General features: G+C 70.0%; 21 protein-coding genes and 2 tRNA genes. 16 read left to right on the top strand and 7 right to left on the bottom strand.

Going from position 1 to position 19,246, the window contains the following annotated elements; translation table 11 throughout:
- Positions 1-12 precede the first annotated feature (12 nt).
- From Q0A34_RS02330 to Q0A34_RS02305, 6 genes are all read left to right on the top strand, one after another.
- A tRNA-Ala gene (locus Q0A34_RS02330) sits at positions 13-85 on the top strand.
- 84 nt (positions 86-169) lie between these two features.
- Positions 170-1,651, top strand: a complete 1,482-nt coding sequence (locus Q0A34_RS02325; protein WP_291478090.1) for a gamma-glutamyltransferase — start codon at positions 170-172, stop codon at positions 1,649-1,651.
- 213 nt (positions 1,652-1,864) lie between these two features.
- Positions 1,865-3,100: a poly-gamma-glutamate synthase PgsB gene (gene pgsB / locus Q0A34_RS02320; RefSeq protein ID WP_291478088.1), complete on the top strand. Its 1,236-nt coding sequence runs from the start codon at positions 1,865-1,867 to the stop codon at positions 3,098-3,100.
- A complete protein-coding gene (locus tag Q0A34_RS02315; protein ID WP_291478086.1) occupies positions 3,097-4,101 on the top strand; it encodes a poly-gamma-glutamate biosynthesis protein PgsC/CapC in 1,005 nt (334 codons plus the stop codon). The genes pgsB and Q0A34_RS02315 overlap by 4 nt, the downstream gene beginning before the upstream one ends.
- Positions 4,092-5,648, top strand: coding sequence for a gamma-glutamyltransferase (locus tag Q0A34_RS02310; protein ID WP_291478084.1), 1,557 nt, complete (start codon positions 4,092-4,094; stop codon positions 5,646-5,648). The genes Q0A34_RS02315 and Q0A34_RS02310 overlap by 10 nt, the downstream gene beginning before the upstream one ends.
- A 67-nt stretch (positions 5,649-5,715) precedes the next feature.
- Positions 5,716-5,788, top strand: a tRNA-Ala gene (locus tag Q0A34_RS02305).
- Positions 5,789-5,820: 32 nt separating this feature from the next.
- Here Q0A34_RS02305 and Q0A34_RS02300 read toward each other — a convergent pair.
- Positions 5,821-6,435, bottom strand: a complete 615-nt coding sequence (locus tag Q0A34_RS02300) for an LppP/LprE family lipoprotein (protein WP_291478082.1) — start codon at positions 6,433-6,435, stop codon at positions 5,821-5,823.
- Positions 6,436-6,495: 60 nt separating this feature from the next.
- The gene (locus Q0A34_RS02295) at positions 6,496-7,029 is read right to left on the bottom strand and encodes a hypothetical protein (protein ID WP_291478081.1); all 534 of its coding nucleotides are present in this window, start codon (positions 7,027-7,029) and stop codon (positions 6,496-6,498) included.
- Between the two features lie 178 nt (positions 7,030-7,207).
- On the opposite strand from Q0A34_RS02295, the gene Q0A34_RS02290 reads away from it, so the two are divergent.
- Entirely contained in the window at positions 7,208-7,387 is a 180-nt protein-coding gene (locus Q0A34_RS02290) for a hypothetical protein (RefSeq protein ID WP_291478080.1), read from the top strand.
- A 99-nt stretch (positions 7,388-7,486) separates the two neighbouring features.
- A complete protein-coding gene (locus tag Q0A34_RS02285; RefSeq protein WP_291478078.1) occupies positions 7,487-7,678 on the top strand; it encodes a hypothetical protein in 192 nt (63 codons plus the stop codon).
- Here the strand turns inward: Q0A34_RS02285 and Q0A34_RS02280 are convergent, their stop codons facing one another.
- Positions 7,679-8,587: an ABC transporter permease gene (locus tag Q0A34_RS02280; protein ID WP_291478076.1), complete on the bottom strand. Its 909-nt coding sequence runs from the start codon at positions 8,585-8,587 to the stop codon at positions 7,679-7,681.
- Positions 8,588-8,683: 96 nt separating this feature from the next.
- Here Q0A34_RS02280 and Q0A34_RS02275 point away from each other — a divergent pair, with 96 nt between their 5' ends.
- A complete protein-coding gene (locus tag Q0A34_RS02275; RefSeq protein ID WP_291478074.1) occupies positions 8,684-9,259 on the top strand; it encodes a TetR/AcrR family transcriptional regulator in 576 nt (191 codons plus the stop codon).
- On the opposite strand, the gene Q0A34_RS02270 is transcribed toward Q0A34_RS02275, so the two are convergent.
- A complete protein-coding gene (locus Q0A34_RS02270; protein WP_291478073.1) occupies positions 9,222-10,214 on the bottom strand; it encodes a crosslink repair DNA glycosylase YcaQ family protein in 993 nt (330 codons plus the stop codon). The two genes, Q0A34_RS02275 and Q0A34_RS02270, sit on opposite strands and share 38 nt — an antisense overlap.
- Positions 10,215-11,108 (bottom strand): GDSL-type esterase/lipase family protein, encoded by an 894-nt coding sequence (locus tag Q0A34_RS02265; protein ID WP_291478071.1) that lies wholly within the window; start codon positions 11,106-11,108, stop codon positions 10,215-10,217.
- Between the two features lie 146 nt (positions 11,109-11,254).
- Between Q0A34_RS02265 and Q0A34_RS02260 the strand changes: the two genes are divergently transcribed.
- Positions 11,255-12,292, top strand: a complete 1,038-nt coding sequence (locus tag Q0A34_RS02260) for a methyltransferase (RefSeq protein ID WP_291478069.1) — start codon at positions 11,255-11,257, stop codon at positions 12,290-12,292.
- Between the two features lie 8 nt (positions 12,293-12,300).
- On the opposite strand, the gene Q0A34_RS02255 is transcribed toward Q0A34_RS02260, so the two are convergent.
- Positions 12,301-12,750 carry a DUF4442 domain-containing protein gene (locus Q0A34_RS02255; RefSeq protein WP_291478068.1) on the bottom strand — a complete coding sequence of 150 codons (450 nt, stop codon included), beginning with the start codon at positions 12,748-12,750 and terminating at the stop codon, positions 12,301-12,303.
- Positions 12,751-12,900: 150 nt separating this feature from the next.
- Between Q0A34_RS02255 and Q0A34_RS02250 the strand changes: the two genes are divergently transcribed.
- The 6 genes from Q0A34_RS02250 to Q0A34_RS02225 all read left to right on the top strand — a co-directional run bounded on the left by Q0A34_RS02250 (position 12,901) and on the right by Q0A34_RS02225 (position 18,087).
- On the top strand, positions 12,901-13,899 hold the full coding sequence (locus Q0A34_RS02250; protein WP_291478067.1) for a glycerophosphodiester phosphodiesterase family protein: 999 nt from the start codon (positions 12,901-12,903) through the stop codon (positions 13,897-13,899).
- A gap of 59 nt (positions 13,900-13,958) precedes the next feature.
- The gene (locus Q0A34_RS02245; RefSeq protein ID WP_291478065.1) at positions 13,959-14,735 is read left to right on the top strand and encodes an SDR family oxidoreductase; all 777 of its coding nucleotides are present in this window, start codon (positions 13,959-13,961) and stop codon (positions 14,733-14,735) included.
- 76 nt (positions 14,736-14,811) lie between these two features.
- Entirely contained in the window at positions 14,812-15,657 is an 846-nt protein-coding gene (locus Q0A34_RS02240; protein ID WP_291478063.1) for an ABC transporter ATP-binding protein, read from the top strand.
- The gene (locus tag Q0A34_RS02235) at positions 15,654-16,421 is read left to right on the top strand and encodes an ABC transporter permease (RefSeq protein ID WP_291478061.1); all 768 of its coding nucleotides are present in this window, start codon (positions 15,654-15,656) and stop codon (positions 16,419-16,421) included. The genes Q0A34_RS02240 and Q0A34_RS02235 overlap by 4 nt, the downstream gene beginning before the upstream one ends.
- Positions 16,418-17,488 carry a sensor histidine kinase gene (locus tag Q0A34_RS02230; RefSeq protein ID WP_291478059.1) on the top strand — a complete coding sequence of 357 codons (1,071 nt, stop codon included), beginning with the start codon at positions 16,418-16,420 and terminating at the stop codon, positions 17,486-17,488. The genes Q0A34_RS02235 and Q0A34_RS02230 overlap by 4 nt, the downstream gene beginning before the upstream one ends.
- Positions 17,485-18,087, top strand: coding sequence for a response regulator transcription factor (locus tag Q0A34_RS02225; RefSeq protein ID WP_291478056.1), 603 nt, complete (start codon positions 17,485-17,487; stop codon positions 18,085-18,087). Before Q0A34_RS02230 ends, Q0A34_RS02225 begins: the two co-directional genes overlap by 4 nt.
- Here Q0A34_RS02225 and Q0A34_RS02220 read toward each other — a convergent pair.
- Positions 18,069-19,232, bottom strand: coding sequence for an MFS transporter (locus Q0A34_RS02220; protein WP_291478055.1), 1,164 nt, complete (start codon positions 19,230-19,232; stop codon positions 18,069-18,071). The two genes, Q0A34_RS02225 and Q0A34_RS02220, sit on opposite strands and share 19 nt — an antisense overlap.
- Positions 19,233-19,246 lie beyond the last annotated feature (14 nt).

Below are 19,246 nucleotides of genomic sequence, written 5' to 3'. Positions count from 1 at the left end.
GTAAGACCCCTCGGGGCTGTAGCTCAATTGGTAGAGCATCTGCTTTGCAAGCAGAAGGTCAGGGGTTCGATTCCCCTCAGCTCCACTGAAGAAAACCCCCGCACCCCAGGTGCGGGGGTTTTCGGCGTACGGGTTCTACGGGCGTCCGTCCTGGGTTAGGGTTCTCGGTGTGAAAAGCCTCCGAATCACGCTCACTGTCCTCGTGGCGTCCGGTGTGCTGTCCTCCTGTGCGGCGACAGCCAGCCAGGCGGCCCAGGCGTCGTCCTGCTCGGGATCACTGTCCGCGAAGGGGACGGACGTGGCGGTCGCGACGCCGGACCCCTACGCGTCCGACGTGGCCTGCCGGGTCCTCCTCGACGGGGGGACCGCCGCGGACGCCGTCGCGGCCGCGCAGTTCACCCTGGGGCTGACCGAGCCGCAGTCGTCGGGCCCCGGGGGCGGCGCGGTGGCGGTCTACTACGACGCGGACAGCGACGAGGTGACCACCTGGAACGCCACCGTCCCGGCGCCGGAGGACGGCACCACCGTGACCGGGGTGCCGCAGACCCCGCGGCTGATGGTGTCGCTGCAGGAGAAGTACGGGGAGAAGGCGTTCGGTGACCTGCTGGAACCGGCGTCTGAGCTGGCCACGGAGGGTTTCAGGACGAGTCCGCGGCTGGCGGGGGCGGTGAAGCGGCGTCACGACGTGATCAGCGACGTCCCGTGGCCGGAGGTCGCGTCCGGGGGCCTTCCGCAGAAGGGTGACACGTTGACCAACCCGCGCTACGCGGAGTACCTGGACACCTTCACCGCCTCCGGTGGTCCCGGTGGTCTCCGTCCCGAGGAGCCGTTGTGCACCGGTTTCCGGGACCATGAGGTGTGCGGTTCCGGGTCCACGGGCACCGGCACGATGGTGGTCGGGGAGACCCTCGGCATCCTGGAGGGGCTGGAGTCCCTGGACGACCACGTGGTCACTGAGGCGGAGCGGCTCGCGTTGGCGAACGGGAACACGTGGATGCAGGACCCGGAGGTCGACCCGGACCTCTCCGAGGCGTACGTGGACTCGTTGGTCACCGACCCCGGTCACCTGGCGGCGCAGGGCAGGCGCATCGACCCGGACTCCACCCTCGGGACGATCGAACCGTCCCCGCTGCGCGGCCACTCCGGCACGTACCTGCCTAACGCGGAGGAGGGCACCTCCCAGATCACCGTGCGGGACGCCGCCGGCAGTGTCGCGAGCGTGACCAGTACCCTCCACCAGCACTTCGGGTCCGGCGAGGTGGTCGACGGTTACTTCCTCAACAACTCGCTGGAGAACTTCAGTTCGTCGTCGAAGGCCACGAACCAGCGTGAGGTGGGGGTGCGGCCGAAGACGGCGATGAGCCCGGTGATCGTGATGCGGGACGGTTCACCCGTGCTGGCGGTGGGGAGCCCGGGCGGCGGGTCGATCCCGTCCTACGTGGTCAAGACCCTCGTCGGCATCCTGGACCGCGGGCTGACCGCGCGGCAGGCCGTCGACGCCGACAACTACGGTGCCACGGGACGCGACGCCACCTACGTCGAGGGGGACGGCGGGGGCAGGGACAGTGCGCTCAGCGTGGTCACCGTGGAGGACGGTGTGGTGCGTGCGGAGGCGGACGACCGTGCGGACGGGGCGGCACGGGCCAGTTGACTCACTTCCCGGGGGAAGCATGTTCCCGTATGAACAAAACGTGAAGGTGAACTGTGCGGTAACTTCGTAACAACTTTGAAGAAAATGGACTTCTGGGCTGGCAATGCGAGTCAAGGTAGGTTAGCGTAACCCAACGGAAACGCTCCTACCTGGAGCGTTGATCGACATAATCGTTGACCCGGGCTATGCATGCCCTCAGAAGGAGTCCCACCCATGCTCTCTTTCCTGTCCCTTTCCGCGGCGGCCGCAGCCGCAGGAATGGCGACCTTCCACCGCAAGGAAGTCCGGCACAGCCGCCGGATGGAGAACCTGGACATCAACGTCCACGTCAACGGAATCAGAGGGAAGTCCACGGTCACGAGGATGATCGGCGGTGTTCTCCGCGAGGCGGGGAAGACCACCGTCGCCAAGACGACGGGGACCTTCGCCTGCGTCATCGACAGTGACGGCGGCGAGCACCCGATCCGCAGGACCGGACCGGCGAACATCAACGAGCAGTACCGGTTCCTCGCCGAGTGGCTCGACGGCACCGAGGCCCTCGTCGTCGAGTGCATGGCGGTGAAGCCGAAGTACCAGGCGCTGTGCCAGGACGTGATCCTGCGCTCGCCGATCACCGTGCTCACCAACGTGCGCCTGGACCACCAGGAGGACATGGGGGACACCCTGGAGGAGATCGCCGCCTCCCTGTGCACCACCGTCCCGCAGAACGGCCTGGTCATCACCGGTGAACGTGACCCGAAGCTGGTCAGGATCATCCGCCGGCACTGCGAGGCCCGGAACTCACGGCTGATCGTGGCGCAGGAGTCCGAGCTCTCACGCTCCCTGTGCACCGAGTTCGACTACCGCCAGTTCGAGGAGAACGTGGCGGTCGTGCTCGCCGTCGCCGAGGCACTGGGCATCAGCGCCGAGACCGCGGCACGCGGCATGCTCGCTGCGGCACCGGACCCCGGCACCACCCGCATCGCCCACGTCCGGGACGTGCAGGACGGCCCGTTCTACTGGGTGCCCATGTTCGCCGTCAACGACTGGGAGTCCACCACCCGCGTCTTCCACGACGTGGTCGACGAGGACCTCCCGTCCTGCCGCAAGGTCGTGGCCCTGAACAACCGCGCCGACCGCACCGACCGTGCCGCCATGTTCGTCGACCTCGTCGCACAGGACCTGGCCTCCGACATCGACCGCGTGGTGCTCTACGGGGAGATCCAGGACGCCGTCCGGCAGAAGCTGCTCAACGCCGGGGTGGACGACGGCATGATCGTCACCACCAGCGACCTGGACGGCGAACAGGGCGTCGACGGACGTGACCTCGTCACACGCGCACGGGCCGGGTTCGAGGGGGAGGACGTCGCCATCTTCGGCATGGTGAACATCCACACCGACCACGTCACCGCCATGGAGCGCTACGTCGGCGCCCTGGCCGCGGAGAACCTCGAGGCGGTTGCGGCGTGACCTACCAGTTCATCGGGTCGTACGGGTTCCTCACGGACCTCGTCCACGTCACCTTCCTCACCGGCCTCGTGGTCAGCTACCTGTACTTCCGTCGCCGGCAGATCTCCATCGGCGGGTCACTGGCGGTCGGCTACCTGGCGTCGTCGCTGTACATGCCGCTCAACGTCCTGGCGACGCTGCTGGCGGCGATGGTGGGGTACGTCCTCATCCGGTTCGTGGTCCTCAGGGTGTTCCTGCCCCGGCCGCGGCAGATCTTCGCCATCGGACTGGCCGTCGGCGTGGCCTGCGGCGCACTCTGGCTGGCGGTCACCTCGTGGGTGATGGGCGGCGCGCCGGACGACGGGCTGCTCCTCGTCGGCGTGATCGTCCCCGGCATGCTCTGCAACTCCCTGATCAAGCAGGGTGTGGTGCGCACCGTCGTGCCGCTGGCGTGGATGGTGCCGGTCACCGGCGCCGTCGGCCTGGCCGTCACGCTGCTGACATCCACGGTGTTCCCGCTGTCCCTGGCGGACACGCTGACCTCGTCGGACGTCGAACCGCTCCCGATGCTCTTCCTGATGAGCGCCCTCTCGGTGATCCTCGCCCTGCTGGTCCAGGAGGGTACCGTCCGGTCGCGCAAGCTGCGCACCGGCGGGTACGTCACCGCCGGCGTGATCGTCGTGGCGATGACCTCACCGGCCTACATCGCGGTCCTCACCCTCGGCACACTCCTCGTCCTCGCCGTGTACCTCCCGTACGCGCGGAGGGTGCCGCTGTTCGGCAAGGACCGGTTCATGATCCTGTGCGCGCTCTCCTTCGTCACGGTCACGGCGGTGGAACTCGTCGCGGCGACGATGTGGGGTGCCCGGTTCGGCGGGCCGCAGAACGTGGTGTTCTGCGTGCTCCCCGCCATCATCGCCAACGACGTGGTCCAGTACGGCTGGAAGCGCACGTCGCTCGGTATCGGCGTCCCCCTCGCAGGTTGTGCCGCCGTCGCGGCCCCGGTGATGGCGTGGGTCTGAGGCGCAGGGCGATTGTCGGGGTGCTGGTCCTGGCCACGGTGACGTCCTGTTCGGTGGACACCCCTGAACCGTTGCCGACGGCCCCGTCCGACTCCTGCCGGGACGGCGGGACGCAGGCGCGCGGGTCCGTGCGGGGAGGCATGGTGTCCACGCCCGACCCGGCGGCGACGGAGGCGGCGTGCGGTGTCCTCGCCGACGGGGGGACGGCGGCCGACGCCGTCGTCGCCGCGCAGTACGTCCTCGGCCTCACCGAACCGCAGTACTCCGGCCCGGGCGGCGGAGGTCTCCTCGTCTACCACGACGCGCAGACGGGCACCACGGCGAGCTTCGACGGCACGGTGTACGCGCCGGACGACCCGGAGGGGTCCGTCGGCGTGCCGCAGACCGACCGGCTGATGGACTCGGTGCGCGGACGCTTCGGCACGAAGTCCCTGGAGGAGCTCACCGCACCGGCGCGGACGCTGGCCTCCGACGGATTCGAGGTCACCGCACGCCTCGCCGACGCGATGGAGGCCCGCAGCGAACTCTTCGACGACCTCCCGGAGGCGGGGGACACCCTCACCAACCGCGAGTACGCCTACCACCTCGCCGGGCTCGACGGCACGGACGACCCCATCGAACCGTCCGACCCGCTGTGCGTCGACTACCAGGGGCATTCGGTGTGCGGTCCGCACTCCACGGCCACCGGCATGATGGTGGTCGGGGAGACTCTCGGCATCCTCGACCGGCTCGACCTGGCCCGGCTGACCCCGGAGGACGGCACAGCCCGGGCGACCGCCCAGCACCTCATGATGGAGGCCGGGCGCATCGCCTTCACCAACGCCAACACCTGGATGGGCGACGCGACCCCGGACTACGTCGACGAGATCGTCACCGGTGAGGACCACCTCGACGCGGCCGCCGACAGCATCCGCCAGAAGAAGACCCTCCGCGGGCTCGCGCCGGAGGACCTGCACGGGCGGACGCACCGCTACGAGGACAGTGAGGACCAGGGGACGTCGCAGGTCACCGTCCGCGATTCCGCCGGCAGCATGGCCAGTCTCACCACCACCCTGCAACGCAGCTTCGGCAGCGGGGAGAGGGAGAACGGCTACTTCCTCAACAATTCCCTGGACAACTTCAGCTCCCGGGCGCGTGCCGGGGAACCGAACCACAGGGAGGTCGGTGCCCACCCGCGCACCACGATGTCACCGGTCCTCGTGTTCGGTGAAGGCGACGAACCGCTCATGGCACTGGGGTCCCCCGGGGGACGCAAGATCCCCTCGTACGTGGTGAAGACCCTGGTCGGCATGATCGACTGGGACCTCACCCCGGAGGAGGCGGTGGCGTTGCCGAACGTCGGCGCCACCAACCGCAACAGCGTGTACGCCGCGAAGGACGGCCGGGAGCAGGCCAGGATGCGTGACCTGCTGGAGGACTGGGGCCACGACCTGGAGCCGGGGCGCTACGACTCCGGCCTGAGCGTGATCCGCGTCCGGGACCCCCGGGTGGCCGGTGCCGCGGACCCGCGCCGGGACGGTTACGTGGCCGGTGTGGACCTGCAGTGAGGTGCGGTTATGCACCTCGCGGAGGCCGGGTGTACGATCTTCTGTGTCGTCTCCACCGGAGACGTACGGGGCTATAGCTCAGTTGGTAGAGCGTCGCGTTCGCAATGCGAAGGTCTGGGGTTCGATTCCCCATAGCTCCACAAATGTGCGGTTCACGGACCGCGGGGGAAGGTCACACGGGCGGGACTTCGCCTGTCATGGCGACACTGCCGGAGGGGGCGTCCCAGGTGAACTGGGCCGTGGACTCTCCGGTTGGCCCGGCATTCGGTTCGCCCTCCCGAGGCCAGTGCCAGGTCACAGAGATCGTCGCGTCATCGACCCTGGAGACCGTGGGGTGGAAACCGTAGGCGTCGGAGGTGGCGGTACCGAGGTAGTCGCCGTCGTGGAAGAGCATGATCTGGTACGGCGAGGACGCCGTGCCGCCCTCGATCGGGAGGATGATCCAGGAGAGGTCCGCGCAGGGGTCGTAGCCGTCGGTCTCGGCCGCGGCGGGGTTCCACGGGTAGTTCTCGACATTCGGGGGCACGTCCCCGGCCCAGCGTTCGACTGCCTCGGCCCCGGTCAGGCCGGAGCAGGTGTCCGCGGGGGTGCCCGTCGGAGCGGGGGCGTCGGCGGTCGGCTGTGCGTCGGTGTTCTGTGCGTCGGTGTTCTGTACGGCGGTCGTCGGTGCCGGCGGGGCGGTGGTGGTTCCGGTGTCGCCGCAGGCGCCCAGCCCGGCGCCCAGCAGCAGCATTCCGGCGGCGACCCCCACCGTGCGGTGGACGGCCCTGGCAGATGTGGTGAACATGTGGATCAACCTCCTGCGTCGTCCACCAGTATCCGCCGCCGCCGGGGAGAAGTCCAGGGTCTACTGCGTGACGTCGGCGTCCCAGGTGCCCTGGTCGTCCTGCATCCAGGCGATCGTGCCGTTCTCGAAGTCCTGGGTCCAGCCCTGCATGGCGTCCCCGGTCTCCGGGGCGGTGGGCAGGCCGATGTCGTTGTCCAGGCCACCGTCGTCGACCCAGGTCTCGCCGATCTTCCCGATGAGCGGGACCACGTCGCCGTCGCTGTTCTCCACGGCCCAGGCGTGCTCGAACGTGGCCAGGGTCGCGCCGTCCCTGCTCTCGACACTCTTCACGGCGCCCCATTCGCCCTGCTCGCCGCCGGCCTCGTCGTAGGCGGCCTGCAGGCCCTCGGTGAGTTCGGTGTCGGAGGAGCCGGAGTCGGAGTCAGAGCCGTCGGCCGCGTCGGCCGCGTCAGTCGCCTCGGCCGCGCCGCTCTCCGCGGCCGTGCTCATCTCCGACACCGTGTCTGACGTGTCGTCGTCACCACATGCCGCGGCGCCGAGGACGAGTCCCCCGGCGGCGATGACGGTCACTGTGCGCTTGAGGTTGAATCTCATGGTGGACATGGTGGAACTGCCTTCCGTTGGTGTATCGCGGGTTGACGTTCACGCCCCGTTGTACATGACAGATCCACCATGAGCAGTTCCGCGTATTTCCCTTTGTGCGGTGAAAGATCCGTCTACTGTGGTCATCGTCACAGCGACAACAGGCAGTCACATCCACGGAAGGAACAGCATGGAATCTCTCATCGCACTCATCGAGTCACTCGTCGGGGTCGGCTCCTCCGCCCTGGAGCTCGGCTCGTCGATCCTCTCCGGGGACGGTTCGCTCGCCGTCGGTTCCGGTGTCCTGGATCTCGGCTCGGCCAGCATCGAACTCAGCGGCGCCGGCTCGGACGTCATCTCCGGGAGCTGACCGGGGGTAGCCGCGGCGTTCCTGTTGCGGCGGGGGAAGGGTTGCCTAAAGTAGTGGCCGTACAGCGACCGCTGGCACCCCTCCCACGAAAGGTCCACCATGGATGCCCTCCTCGAACCCCTCGTCAACCTCCTGTCCTCGCTCATCGGCCTCGGCTCGTCGGTCGCCACCGGCAACCCGGTCGGCATCGGTTCCTCCGCCCTGGAGCTCGGTTCCTCGGCCATCGACCTGAGCAGCGCCGGCTCATCCGTCCTGCAGGGCGCCGACGGGGCAGAGGCCGCCGCCAACTGATCAGGCGCCGCGTCGGCCCCTCAGCGCTGAGGCGCCGACCAAGGCCACGCCGACCGCCACCCAGGCGACCAGGACCCACACGGAGTGGGCCATTCCGGCGCCGTCGAAGAACGCCACCGACCTGGTGGCGTTCCCGGCGGCGCCGATCGGCATGTACTGGCCGACGGCACCCCAGGGGGACGGCAGCCACTGCCACCCGGTGGCGATGCCGGACAGGGGGTTGGACACGAAGAGCGTCAGCACGGCACCTACGGCCAGACCGGGGACGCCGAGCAGCGCCTCCAGGCCGAGCACGAACAGTGACGTCCCGGCCACGCCGAGTGCGAGCACGGCCGCCGTCTCCCAGTAGTTCCCGTCGAACGTGCCGAAACCGAACTGCAGGACCGCACCCACGGCCAGGCCGGCCGCCACGGAGAACCCCGCCGACCCGAGGACGCGCAGCAGGCGGCGGTCCTTCATCGTCATCGACAGCACCGCGGCGGACACCATGCCCCCGAACGCGAGGGGGAGCGCCAGGGCGTTGAGTCCGCCGGCGTTCGGATCGTCCTGTGTGGTGGGTGCGACGTCCTCGACCGTGGCGTCCATCCCGTCGGCGATCCCGGTCAGGACCTGGGTGTACGGCTGTCCGGCGCCGGACGCGGTGTAGACGGTGGCCCCGTCCGGGCCGACGGTGACCGCGCCGACGGCGTCCCGGTCGAGGACGGCCTGCCGGGCGTCCGACGGGTCGTCGTAGGTGGTGACGTCCGCCGTCGCACTGAGTTTCGCGACCACCGGGTCCGGTGCGGACACGGCGACGGGGATCCCGTCGGGGCCGGAGTTCATCGACGGGGCGAGGAAGGAGAGCAGCATCAGGGTGACGGCGGCGGTGAGGCCGAGGATGATGCCGCCGAGGGTGAGTGAGGTCTTCACGGGGGGCTCCTGCATGGTAGCGTGGCAAACGGAACACATCGCTCCGTTTTTGTGGAGCGTAATACTCCGGTTACCGAGATGCAAGGGGAGATGCCGATGCGGTCGGACGCACGGGAGAAACGGGCGGCGCTGATCGCCGCCACCTGGGACCTGTTCGCCCTCCACGGGCCGGACGTGCCGCTGCGCACCGTCGCGGCGGAGGCCGGCGTGGGCATCGGCACCCTCTACCGGCACTTTCCCACCCGCGACGACCTGGTCACCGGCCTGATCGAGGACATCGCCGAGCGTGTCGTGACGATCATCCGCCGCTACACCGACGGCTGGGACGGGACCTGGGGGACCTGGCGCAGCTTCGTCCACGAGATCGCGGACCTGAAACTCGCCGCCCTCGCCGGGCAGACCGTCGCCGTCACCCCCGTGGACAGCCCGGTGTGGGTCGACACCGAACCACTCCGCCGGCGGTTCCTCGCCGCCTACCGGGGCATCCTGGACCTCGCCGCGGACTGCGGGTTCGTGGAGCCCGGGCTGACCGCCTGGCGCTTCCACCTCGGGGTGGCGGCGGTCTCACGCCCCATGCCGGAACGGGCGGAGAGCTTCGCCCCCGGTCAGGCGGAGTGGCTGGTCGACACCTTCATCACGGGACTCGCGGGTAGTTCCGCACCGCGCGGGTGACCTCGCGCGCGGCGGTGGCGCTCAACGGGACGAGCGGCTCCACCCCCGCCGCCGACCAGGTGGCCACGAACCGCCCGCCGCGCACCACCGTCCTGCGGAACACCCCGCGGTTGCCCGGCGCCACCTGCTCGTGGTGGGAGGGGGACAGGTAGACCGACCGGTCACGGTACCCCAGCATCACCTCGTCGAAGGCGGGCAGGGCGAAGGTCCCGTGCGCCCGACGCCCCACCGCCGCGACCTCGTCGTACAGTCCCGGACGGTGGTGCAGGCCGTCGGTGGTCTCCACCTCGTCGGCGATCTCGGCGAAGGCCTCCTTCACCGTCCGCTGCGGCAGCTTCGTCCACCACGCGAAGTCCCTCAGGTCCGCCGGGCCGTGGCCGGTGAGGTAGCGCAGGAGCAGTTCCGCGGCGGGGGAGCGGTCCCCGGTGTAGGGGACCTGCGGTGCGGGAACGATGAGCTGGTCGGCACCGTCGAACGGTCCGTAGACCGCCGTGCCGTGCAGCATCATGTCCCGGATCATCAGGTACCGGAACCCGGTGTGGTCCGGGAAGCCGTGGCGGGCCCACAGGTCGCCGAGGGCGCTGCGGGTCAGGCCGGGGGAGGTGAGGAAGACGTCGTGGGCCCGGGCCACCTCCGCCGGGCTGAGCCCCTCCTTCTCCCAGCGGCGGGCGGACTCGCGGCGCTGCCGGCCGGCGCACAGTTCGGTGATCCAGCCGACGTCCCGGGCGGGCACCGCGAACACGGTGGAACGCATCGGGTAGCCGCGCACGAGATCACCGGCGGTGAAGGCGCCGCGCACGTCCGTGCCCGGCAGCAGTCGCAGGGCGAGGGAGCTGAGCACCCCCGTCAGGTCCTGGCCCTGCACGGGTCCCATGGCCTCGAGGAGACCGACGGCGGAGTCCGCCGGGGTGAGCAGCCGTTGTGCGACCAGTCGTGCCTCGAGGAGGGGGCGCATCTAGACGGCGCGGGACATCCGGTCGGCGATGTAGGTGGAGCCCTTCAGCGACGGGTGGATCATCATGTTGTAGTTCGGGGTGGTGGTGTCCAGGATCCCGGCCACGTAGCGGTTCCGGTCGGGCGAGCAGGTCGCGTTGCCGGCGGTCTCGGTCTTCAGGTCCACGAAGGACGCACCGATCTGGCGGGCCGCCTCCTGCTGGTTGCCGCGCAGCCACTTCTCCACGTCGGCGAGCACCGGGATCGGCAGGCCCGCGGGGAAGTCCGGGACGACGTTGGCGAAGCAGAACATCCCGTTCGAGGTGATGGCCATCTGGCCGGCCATCACGATCTTCGCGCCGGGGGCGGCGGCGCGCACCTTGGCGGCGGCGGCACGCACGTCGGAGAGGTAGCGGTTGCGCACGTCACCGGGGTTCAGGAAGTCCGCGCCGTTGTCCCGGCCACCGGGGCCGAAGTTGTTCATGCCGTAGTTCAGCACCACGGTGCGGGTGCCGCGGTGGATGTCGCCGGCGTTCACCGCGCGGTCGATGCGGCCCAGGGCGCTGTGCGAGGTCATGCCGGAGCAGGACCAGTCGTTCACGGCGAGGCCGTGGCGCTGCTGCATCAGGCGCGGCCAGTTGTTCGGAGCCTGCAGGCAGTTGCCGGTGACGGGGTAGTTGTCGGGCACGAAGCCGTCGATGCCGCGCAGCGTGTTGTAGTACTGGTCCGGGTTCGCGGCGTAGGAGTCGCCCATGATGACGACGTTGCCGGCAGGTGCGGCGGTGGCGGCCGGTGCGCCGACGAGGGCACCGAGGCCCACGGACAGTGCGCCGGCGACCGCCAGTGCACCGGCGCGGACGGTCCGGGCGAAGCGGCGGCGGGGCCTGGATGTACGGGTGTCTTTGCGGGTCGTCACGTCGTTCGTCCTCTCGAAACGCAGTCAGGGGTCGTCTGCGCAGGTGTGAAACAGTCAGAAACAGTCTAGGCAATGTCATCGCCCTAATGTGACGTACCGTTACTTTCCACTCGGAGAATATCGCCGGACGTGGGAGAATCACCGGTATGACCGAGATCGCGGACGACACGACCACCGCCGACCAGGCGCTGCGCCACCTGCGCACCGGAGGGTCGCTGCTCTGGACGGGGGACTTCCACAACGGCCGTCAGCTGCTCAAGGCCGTCGACCGCCGGCTGGCCGGGCGGAAGAGGAGAACACGGGCCCCGCAGGACGCGGCGACCCTGTTCCTCCGGCAGCGCGCCGAACGCGCCGAACGGGCGGACGTCCTGGGCCGCGTCCTCGTCGAACTGGGGGAGGACCTCTCCCTGGACCTGCGCCGGGCCCCGGACGTCCGCGACGCGTGCCGGCACGCCTACGGGACCGCCGGGCCGCGGACGGTCCCCTTCACCGAACTGCAGGGCGTGCTCGGGGCGTGGCAGTGGCACCGGCGCGGCGTGTGGGTCGAGGAACTCGGCGACCGCGTGTACCCGGACTACGGTGTCTTCTCCCCGACACGCAGCGAGTACGTCGGCCTGGTCGCCGGGCTCGCCGGTGACGCCGACCGGGTCGCCGGGCGCGGAGTCCTGGAGATCGGGACGGGCACCGGCGTCCTCGCCGCCGTCCTGGCACGCCACGGGGCGTCGGTGACGGCGACGGACGTCAGCCCGCGGGCGGTGGAGTGCGCCCGGCGCAACCTGGAGCGACTTGGGTGCGACGCCCGGGTGGTCGAGGCCGACCTGTGGCCGGAGGCCCACCGCGCCGACGTGGTGGTGTTCAACCCGCCGTGGCTGCCGGGCACGCCGACCTCTGACCTGGAACTGGGCATCTACGACGCCGGGTCCGGCGCGCTGCGGCGCTACCTCGCCGGGCTCGCCGACCACCTCACCGACGGCGGCGAGGGGTGGCTGGTGCTCTCCGACCTCGCCGAACACCTGGGACTGCGCACGCGGGAGCAGTTGGAGGGGTGGATCGCCGACGGTGGTCTGCGCATCCTCGGGCGCGAGGACACCGCACCGCGGCACCCGAAGGTGCGGGACGCCGACGACCCGCTGCACGTCGCGCGTTCCCGCGAGGTCACCTCGCTGTGGCGGCTGGGGGCCTGACCGGGGGTCTAGCGCTTCCTGCGGTAGTAGACCTGCCGGCGGACCCGTGCGACGGTGTCGCCGGCCTCGTCGGTGACGTCGACCTCGAACCAGTGCAGGTACTTCGCACCGTCCGCGGTGCGTTCCCGGATGAGCTCGTAGGTGGCGTCGTCGATGCGCATGTCGGCGGTGATGGTGCCGCGGCCGGGTTTCACGAAGTCCACCTCCGCCCGGATGTCCCACACGTTGTAGCCGCCACCCAGCCGAGACATGGAGGCGAGCATGTAGAACGGGTCGGTCATGGACAGGATGGTGCCGCCGAACGCCGTACCCACGGCGTTCTTCGTCAACCGCCCGGGACGGTGGGTCACGACGACGCGGGAACCGTCGTCGGCGAACTCCCTGATCTTCACCCCGGCGCCGAGGTACGGCGGCCAGAGCTGCATGAAACGGCGGAGCTGTCGTGGTGAGAAGGCCATACCCGTGTGTACCACGATAGGAAACTAGTTTCCTACGTTTCGGTGTTACCTGTCCGAACATCCGGTGAACACCGCTCCGTCCGCCCGGCGGAGCGTGCGCCGGGGCACTACCGTCATCGGCGTCACGTGAACCGACGTCCCAGGAGAACAGTGTCCCTCACCACCCGTGCCCTCACCGCCCTCGCCGCCCTCGTCACACTGGCGGTCGCCGCGGCCCCGGCCGCCGTGGCCGCCGACCTGCCCGGCAGCTCCATTCCAGGTAGTTCCGTTCCAGGCAGTTCCGGGACGCCGCAGGTCTCTCCCACCGACAACCTGCCGTCCACCTTCGACCTGCAGGCGCACCGGGGAGGACGCGGCGAACACACCGAGGAGTCCCGCGCCGCCTTCGACCACGCCCTGGACCTCGGGGTGACCACCCTGGAACTGGACATCCACCTGTCGCGCGACGGGGTGCCCGTGGTCTGGCACGACGCCTCCGTCCAGGCCGACAAGTGCACCGGGGAGTACGTGGGCGAGGACGTCCACGACCTCACCTGGGACCAGCTGCAGACCCTGAACTGCAACCTGCCCCTGGCGGACTACCCGGAGGCGGAGCACGCCGGTGACAACCGGATGCTGCAACTCGCCGACGTCTTCGACCTCGCCGCCCGCGACCCGCAGGTGCACTTCAACATCGAGACCAAGATCGAGGCGGAGCAGCCGGAACGTTCCGCACCGGCTGCACAGTACGTCGACGCGATACTCGACGCCGCCGACGAGGCCGGCACCACCGACCGCATCGCCGTGCAGTCCTTCGACTGGTCCTCCCTGCCGCTGGTGCGCGAACGCGCCCCGCAGGTACCGCTCGTCGCCCTGTGGGACGACACCACCTGGACCCCGGACTCGCCCTACCTGGGGCCGGTGGACTACGGCGACGGCGACGTCCTCACCGCCGCACGGGAGCTGGGGGTGGAGGTGCTCAGCCCCCACTTCCAGGCGGTCGACCCCGCCTTCGTCGGCCGGGCCCACGACGCCGGATTCCGCGTGGTGCCGTGGACCGTCAACGAGACCGACGACATGGAGGCCTTCCTGGCCGCCGACGGGATCATCACCGACTACCCGACCCGGCTGGCGGAGATCCTCGACGCCCGGGGCATCGCCTACAGGTAAGTAGTGTTCAATACAGAAATCAGCGGACAGGTGCGCGGCGGGGATGTATGTTGCACTACATGACTGAAAACAAAAGCATTTTCATCTCCGGTGGCGCAGCCGGCATCGGCCGCGAAGTGGCACTGAAGTTCCGTGACGCAGGCTGGACCGTCGGCGCCTACGACATCGACGAGCAGGGCCTTGAACTGCTCAAGGAGCAGTACCCCGACATCATCACCGGCCGTCTCGACGTCACGGACTACGCGTCCTGGGAGCAGGCGCTGGCCGACTTCACCTCCCACACCGGCGGGAAGCTGGACGTCCTCGACAACAACGCCGGCATCATCGGCGACCTCGACATCGCCGAGCAGGCCCCCGGCCTCATCGCCAAGCAGATCGAGATCAACTGCACCGGTGTCACCTTCGGTGCCCGCGCCGCGTACCCGTACCTGAAGAGGACCAAGGGCTCGCACATGGTGACCATGGGGTCGGCGTCGGGCATCTACGGCCAGCCGCACATCACCCCGTACTCCGCCTCGAAGTTCTACGTCCACGGCTTCACCCAGGCCATGAGCCTGGAGTGGCGCAAGGACAGGATCCGCGTGGTCAACATCATGCCGCTGTGGGTCAAGACCAAGCTGGCGGACGTCGAGGCGGCCTCCACCAAGCGGCTCGGCGTGCGGATCAGGACCGAGGACGTCGCCGACGCGGTGTGGAAGGCCGTGCACCCGAGGAACTGGTTCGAGCGTCAGCGTCAGGACTACTCCGTGTCCTTCCCCGACCTGGCCCTGCGTCTGGCCGCCCGCTTCTCCCCGGCGCCCGTCTCCCGCCAGTTCAACAAGATCATCGCCGGCTGACACCGTGACAACTGTCACGGCGCAACCGTGACACCGGGGCGGGGTACCGGCCCCGGGACCGCTGTTGGCTGGGGGTATGGACACGACAGCGGCAGTACAGGCAGGACGGCTCGGCAAGACCTTCCGGGGCGCCGGAGACCGCAGGGTCACCGCCCTGGACGGCGTCGACCTCACCGTGCACCGGGGCGAGATCGTGGCCCTGCTGGGCCCCAACGGGGCGGGCAAAACCACGCTCATCGACCTGGTCCTCGGACTGACCAGACCCACCACAGGCACCGTGGAGGTCTTCGGGGGGACACCGCGGCAGGCCGTCACCGGCCAACACGTCGGGGCGGTGATGCAGACCGGGGGACTGCTGCCCGACATGACCGTCGAGGCGACCGTGAAGATGATCGCCGCGACGCTGACACACCCCCGCCCCGTGGCGGAGGTGCTCGAGCACGCCAAGCTCACCGACATGCGCCGGCAACGGGTGGGCCGCTGCTCCGGCGGCGAGCAGCAACGGCTGCGATTCGCCCTCGCCCTGCTGGGCGACCCCGGACTGCTCATCCTCGACGAACCCACCACCGGCATGGACCCGACCAACCGGCACGGGTTCTGGGAGTCGATGCGGGTGCAGGCGGACCGCGGGGTCACCGTCCTGTTCGCCACCCACTACCTGCAGGAGGCGCAGGACTTCGCCCAACGCATCGTCCTGCTCGACAGGGGGACGGTCATCGCCGACGGCACCCCGGCCGAGCTGCGCGACGGTGACGTCGTCGTGGAGTACGACCTGGACGGCCACCACAGCGTGACCACCACCGACTCCGACACCCTGGCCCGCGACCTGCTCGACCGCGGTGCCTCGAACCTGCGGATCACCGCACAGACCCTGGAAGACACCTTCATCCGGCTGACCGACCACGGGAGTGAACAGCCATGACCACCACCCTGCGTTTCGCCCTCCACGACCTGCGCCGCCTCTACCGCGATGGTGCCATGCTCTTCTTCTCGATGGGCCTGCCTGTCCTGTTCTACCTGGTCTTCGGCCAGGCCATGGGGTTCGGCGACCAGTCCGTGGGGAAGGGCGACGTCTCCGCCTACATCATGATCGGCATGGCCCTCTACGCCGGTGTGACCGGTGCACTCGCCGCCGCCGGCCAGATCGTCGTCGAGAGCACCACCGGCTGGGGACGCCAGCTCGCGCTCACCCCGCTGACCCACGGCCAACTGCTGGCGTCGCGCCTGCTGGGGATCACCGTCCGCTCCGTCCTGCCGGTGACCGCGGTGTTCACCGTGGGTGCGCTGACCGGCGCGTCGATGCCGGGCACGGCGTGGGCGGCGTCGTTCCTGCTGTGCGTCGTCGGCGCGGTCCCCTTCGGCTTCTACGGGATGATGTGGTCGCAGATGTGGCCGACGGAGACCTCCGTGAGCATCGCGGGGACGAGCATCGTCGTCCTGGCGTTCCTCGGCAACCTCTTCATGCCCCTGCCGGAGACGATGATGACCGTCGGACGCTTCAGCCCCCTGTACGGGCCGGCCTCCCTGGCACGCTCACCGCTGACCCAGGGCTACCAGTCCGTCTCGTACGAGCCGGGGCTGGTGCACGACCCGCTATGGTGGGCGGTGGTGAACTTCCTGGCCTGGTCGGCGGTGTTCATCCTCATTGTCCTGGCACTGCACAACCGGGAGAAGGGACGGCGATGAAGAACTTCGACGGCGCCTCCAGCCTGATGGCCTCGGTCTGGCTGGTGGTCCTCGCCGTCCCCGCCGTGGTCCTGGTGGCCACCGAGGGGGTCACGGTGCGCACCGTCGCCGGCGTCGCCCTGCTCCTGGTGTTCAGCGCCGTCTACGCCACCGCCTTCGGGATGGTCGGCCAGTGGCCGGGCGGGTGGACGATGCCGCGGCGCTACCTCCTCTGGTTCACCCTGCTCGCCCTGGTCGCGGTGGTCACCGCCGCGGTGATCGGCAGCCTCGCGGCGTTCCTCGTCCCCTTCTTCGTCGCCGTCCTGGCCTTCCCGCTGCCGCTGTACATCAGCCTCCCCGCCATGCTGGCACTCGCCCTCGGGAGCACCGCCCTGATCCAGCTCACCGACCCCGCGGCGCTGCCCGGAGCACTCGGCGGGACCCTCGCCTCCCCGCTGATGGTGTACGCCGTGGCCCTGGTGACCCGCCGCTACGAGGAGAAGGCCCACCTCGAGCACGAACTCGCCATCGCCCGGGAACGGGAGTCCATCGCCGTGGACGTGCACGACCTGCTCGGGCACTCGCTGACCGTGGTGACGCTGAAGTCCGAACTGGCGTCACGGCTGGTGGACACCGACCCCGCCGCGGCGAAGGAGGAACTCGAGCAGATCACCCGCCTGTCCCGCACCGCACTGGCGGAGGTGCGCTCCACGGTGACCCGGATGCGCTCACCCGACCTCGCCGGGGAGGTCGAGGCCGCGCGCCGGGCGTTGACCACCGCCGGCATCCACGCCGTCCTGCCCGACGACGTCTCCGTGGCCGGCGTCAACGCGCACCTGTACTCCTGGGTCGTGCGGGAGGGCGTGACGAACGTCGTCCGCCACTCCCGCGCACGCCGCTGCGAGGTGCGGATGAGCGCCGACGGTGTGGACGTCATCGACGACGGTGTGGGCTGGGACCGCACCCGGGGCAACGGGCTGACCGGGCTGCACCGCCGGGTCGAGGACGCCGGCGGCACCCTGACCGTGACCGACGGACCCGCCGGCGGCACTCGGCTGTCGGTCTCGATGACGGGAGGCACACCATGATCCGCGTACTGGTCGCCGACGACCAGGACCTGGTCCGCGGGGCCCTCGTGGCACTGCTCGGCACCGAGGACGACCTGGAGGTCGTCGCCGACGTCGGCCGGGGCGACGAGGTCCTCGACGCGGTACGGGAACACCGGGTGGACGTCGCCCTCCTCGACATCGAGATGCCCGGCATGACCGGGATCGAGGCGGCCGAGGCGCTGCAGGACGTGCCGACCTGCCGGACGGTGATCGTGACCACCTTCGGACGTCCCGGCTACCTGCGCAAGGCCCTGGCCGCCGGTGTCAGCGGCTTCGTGGTCAAGGACACGCCGCCGTCCCAGCTGGCCGAGGCCGTGCGACGCGTCCACCAGGGCCTGCGGGTGGTGGACCCGGCCCTGGCGGAGGAGTCGCTGTTCACCCCGGACTCACCCCTGACCGACCGGGAGGTGGAGGTCTGCCGCGCCGCCCGCGGCGGGGCCGGCGTCCGCGAGATCGCCGCCGCACTGCACCTGTCGCAGGGCACGGTGCGCAACCACCTGTCCTCGGTGATCGGCAAGACCGGGGCGTCCAACCGCTTCGAGGCGGTGACCCTCGCCGATCAGAACGGGTGGCTGTGACGGGAGGTCACGACCGCGGACAACAGGCACACCACCGCACCGACGACGAACACGGTGACGTACCCGACCACCGGCGCCACCAGGGCGATGACGAAGGGGACGAAGAACCCCAGGTAGGTCAGTGCGTAGAACACCGCGGTGAGCGTCCCGAGCTCCTCCGGTGCGGCGATACGCTGCACCTCCCGCAGGCCGGAGACCATCATGATGCCGTAGGCAGTGCCCAGCACCATCGCCGTGGGCACCAGGAACCACACCGCCTGGGTGGTGACCACCACGACCGCCGCACCCATGCCGAGCGCCGCCGTGCACAGCGCGTACACCGGCGGTGTGATGCGCGCCGACGCCGGCAGCCTCCCCGCCCAGGGCTGCACGAATGTGCCGGTCAGCATCGCGACCCCGGCGATGAGACCCGTGTACGCCACCGGCGCCGACACCCCCGCTGTCACCAGCGGAGGGAGGACTGCGAAGGAGGTCGTCGCCAGGCCGAACGCCCAGGGCGCCCACAACGCCACCGTGAACAGGAACCGGGGGCTGCGCGCCGAGGGAGGGAACCGCAGGCGGGAGGGGGAGCGGCGTCCCGCCTCCGGGGTGACCCACACCAGCGGCACCAGGACGACGGTCATGGCCAGGTGCAGGAGCAGCGGGGTCACGTCCGGCCCCGGCAGCCACTCCGCCACCGGTCCACTGACCAGGGGGCCCATCCCGAACCCGGCGGAGGTGGCGGCGGTGGCGCGCCGGGCGGCGGCACCCTCGTCACCGACGGTGATCTCCTTGAGCCACGAGGCCCCGGCGGCGAGGACGAGGCCCACCGCCACGCCGGTGAGCATGCGCCCCGCGCTGAGCAGGACGGGCCCCCAGGCGGAGCCCACGCCGAGGTGGGCGGTGAGCGTCACCAGTGTGCCGGCCGCGGAGAACAGCAGGGCGGGACGGACGACGGCGCGTCGCCCCCGCCGGTCGGACAGGGGACCGCCGACCGTGAGGGCGGGGATGAGGCCCAGGACGTAGACGGCGAGGATGAGGTTCACCGGCGCCTGGCCGAGGCCGTGCACCTCGCGCATCACGGGCAGCAGGGGGGCGAAGAGGTTCGCGCCGTAGGAGACGGCGAACATCGCCGACGCGATCCGGACCCAGGGTGCGAGTGTCATGACTCACACTCTGG

Origin of the sequence: Corynebacterium sp., from assembly GCF_022712195.1 — a bacterium.
Taxonomy (GTDB): Bacteria; Actinomycetota; Actinomycetes; order Mycobacteriales; family Mycobacteriaceae; genus Corynebacterium.
The sequence above is the reverse complement of the archived record's forward strand: the minus strand, read 5'-3'. Positions and strand labels throughout refer to the sequence as shown.

What these genes read in the sequence shown, in the direction of transcription:
- Q0A34_RS02230 (WP_291478059.1), top strand. Translation starts at nt 16,418, where the DNA reads ATGAAGAACTTCGACGGCGCCTCCAGCCTGATGGCCTCGGTCTGGCTG.
- Q0A34_RS02260 (WP_291478069.1), top strand. Translation starts at nt 11,255, where the DNA reads ATGACCGAGATCGCGGACGACACGACCACCGCCGACCAGGCGCTGCGC.
- Q0A34_RS02285 (WP_291478078.1), top strand. Translation starts at nt 7,487, where the DNA reads ATGGATGCCCTCCTCGAACCCCTCGTCAACCTCCTGTCCTCGCTCATC.
- Q0A34_RS02235 (WP_291478061.1), top strand. Translation starts at nt 15,654, where the DNA reads ATGACCACCACCCTGCGTTTCGCCCTCCACGACCTGCGCCGCCTCTAC.
- Q0A34_RS02270 (WP_291478073.1), bottom strand. Translation starts at nt 10,214, where the DNA reads ATGCGCCCCCTCCTCGAGGCACGACTGGTCGCACAACGGCTGCTCACC.
- Q0A34_RS02300 (WP_291478082.1), bottom strand. Translation starts at nt 6,435, where the DNA reads ATGTTCACCACATCTGCCAGGGCCGTCCACCGCACGGTGGGGGTCGCC.
- Q0A34_RS02275 (WP_291478074.1), top strand. Translation starts at nt 8,684, where the DNA reads ATGCGGTCGGACGCACGGGAGAAACGGGCGGCGCTGATCGCCGCCACC.
- Q0A34_RS02245 (WP_291478065.1), top strand. Translation starts at nt 13,959, where the DNA reads ATGACTGAAAACAAAAGCATTTTCATCTCCGGTGGCGCAGCCGGCATC.
- Q0A34_RS02240 (WP_291478063.1), top strand. Translation starts at nt 14,812, where the DNA reads ATGGACACGACAGCGGCAGTACAGGCAGGACGGCTCGGCAAGACCTTC.
- pgsB (WP_291478088.1), top strand. Translation starts at nt 1,865, where the DNA reads ATGCTCTCTTTCCTGTCCCTTTCCGCGGCGGCCGCAGCCGCAGGAATG.
- Q0A34_RS02220 (WP_291478055.1), bottom strand. Translation starts at nt 19,232, where the DNA reads ATGACACTCGCACCCTGGGTCCGGATCGCGTCGGCGATGTTCGCCGTC.
- Q0A34_RS02225 (WP_291478056.1), top strand. Translation starts at nt 17,485, where the DNA reads ATGATCCGCGTACTGGTCGCCGACGACCAGGACCTGGTCCGCGGGGCC.
- Q0A34_RS02295 (WP_291478081.1), bottom strand. Translation starts at nt 7,029, where the DNA reads ATGAGATTCAACCTCAAGCGCACAGTGACCGTCATCGCCGCCGGGGGA.
- Q0A34_RS02255 (WP_291478068.1), bottom strand. Translation starts at nt 12,750, where the DNA reads ATGGCCTTCTCACCACGACAGCTCCGCCGTTTCATGCAGCTCTGGCCG.
- Q0A34_RS02290 (WP_291478080.1), top strand. Translation starts at nt 7,208, where the DNA reads ATGGAATCTCTCATCGCACTCATCGAGTCACTCGTCGGGGTCGGCTCC.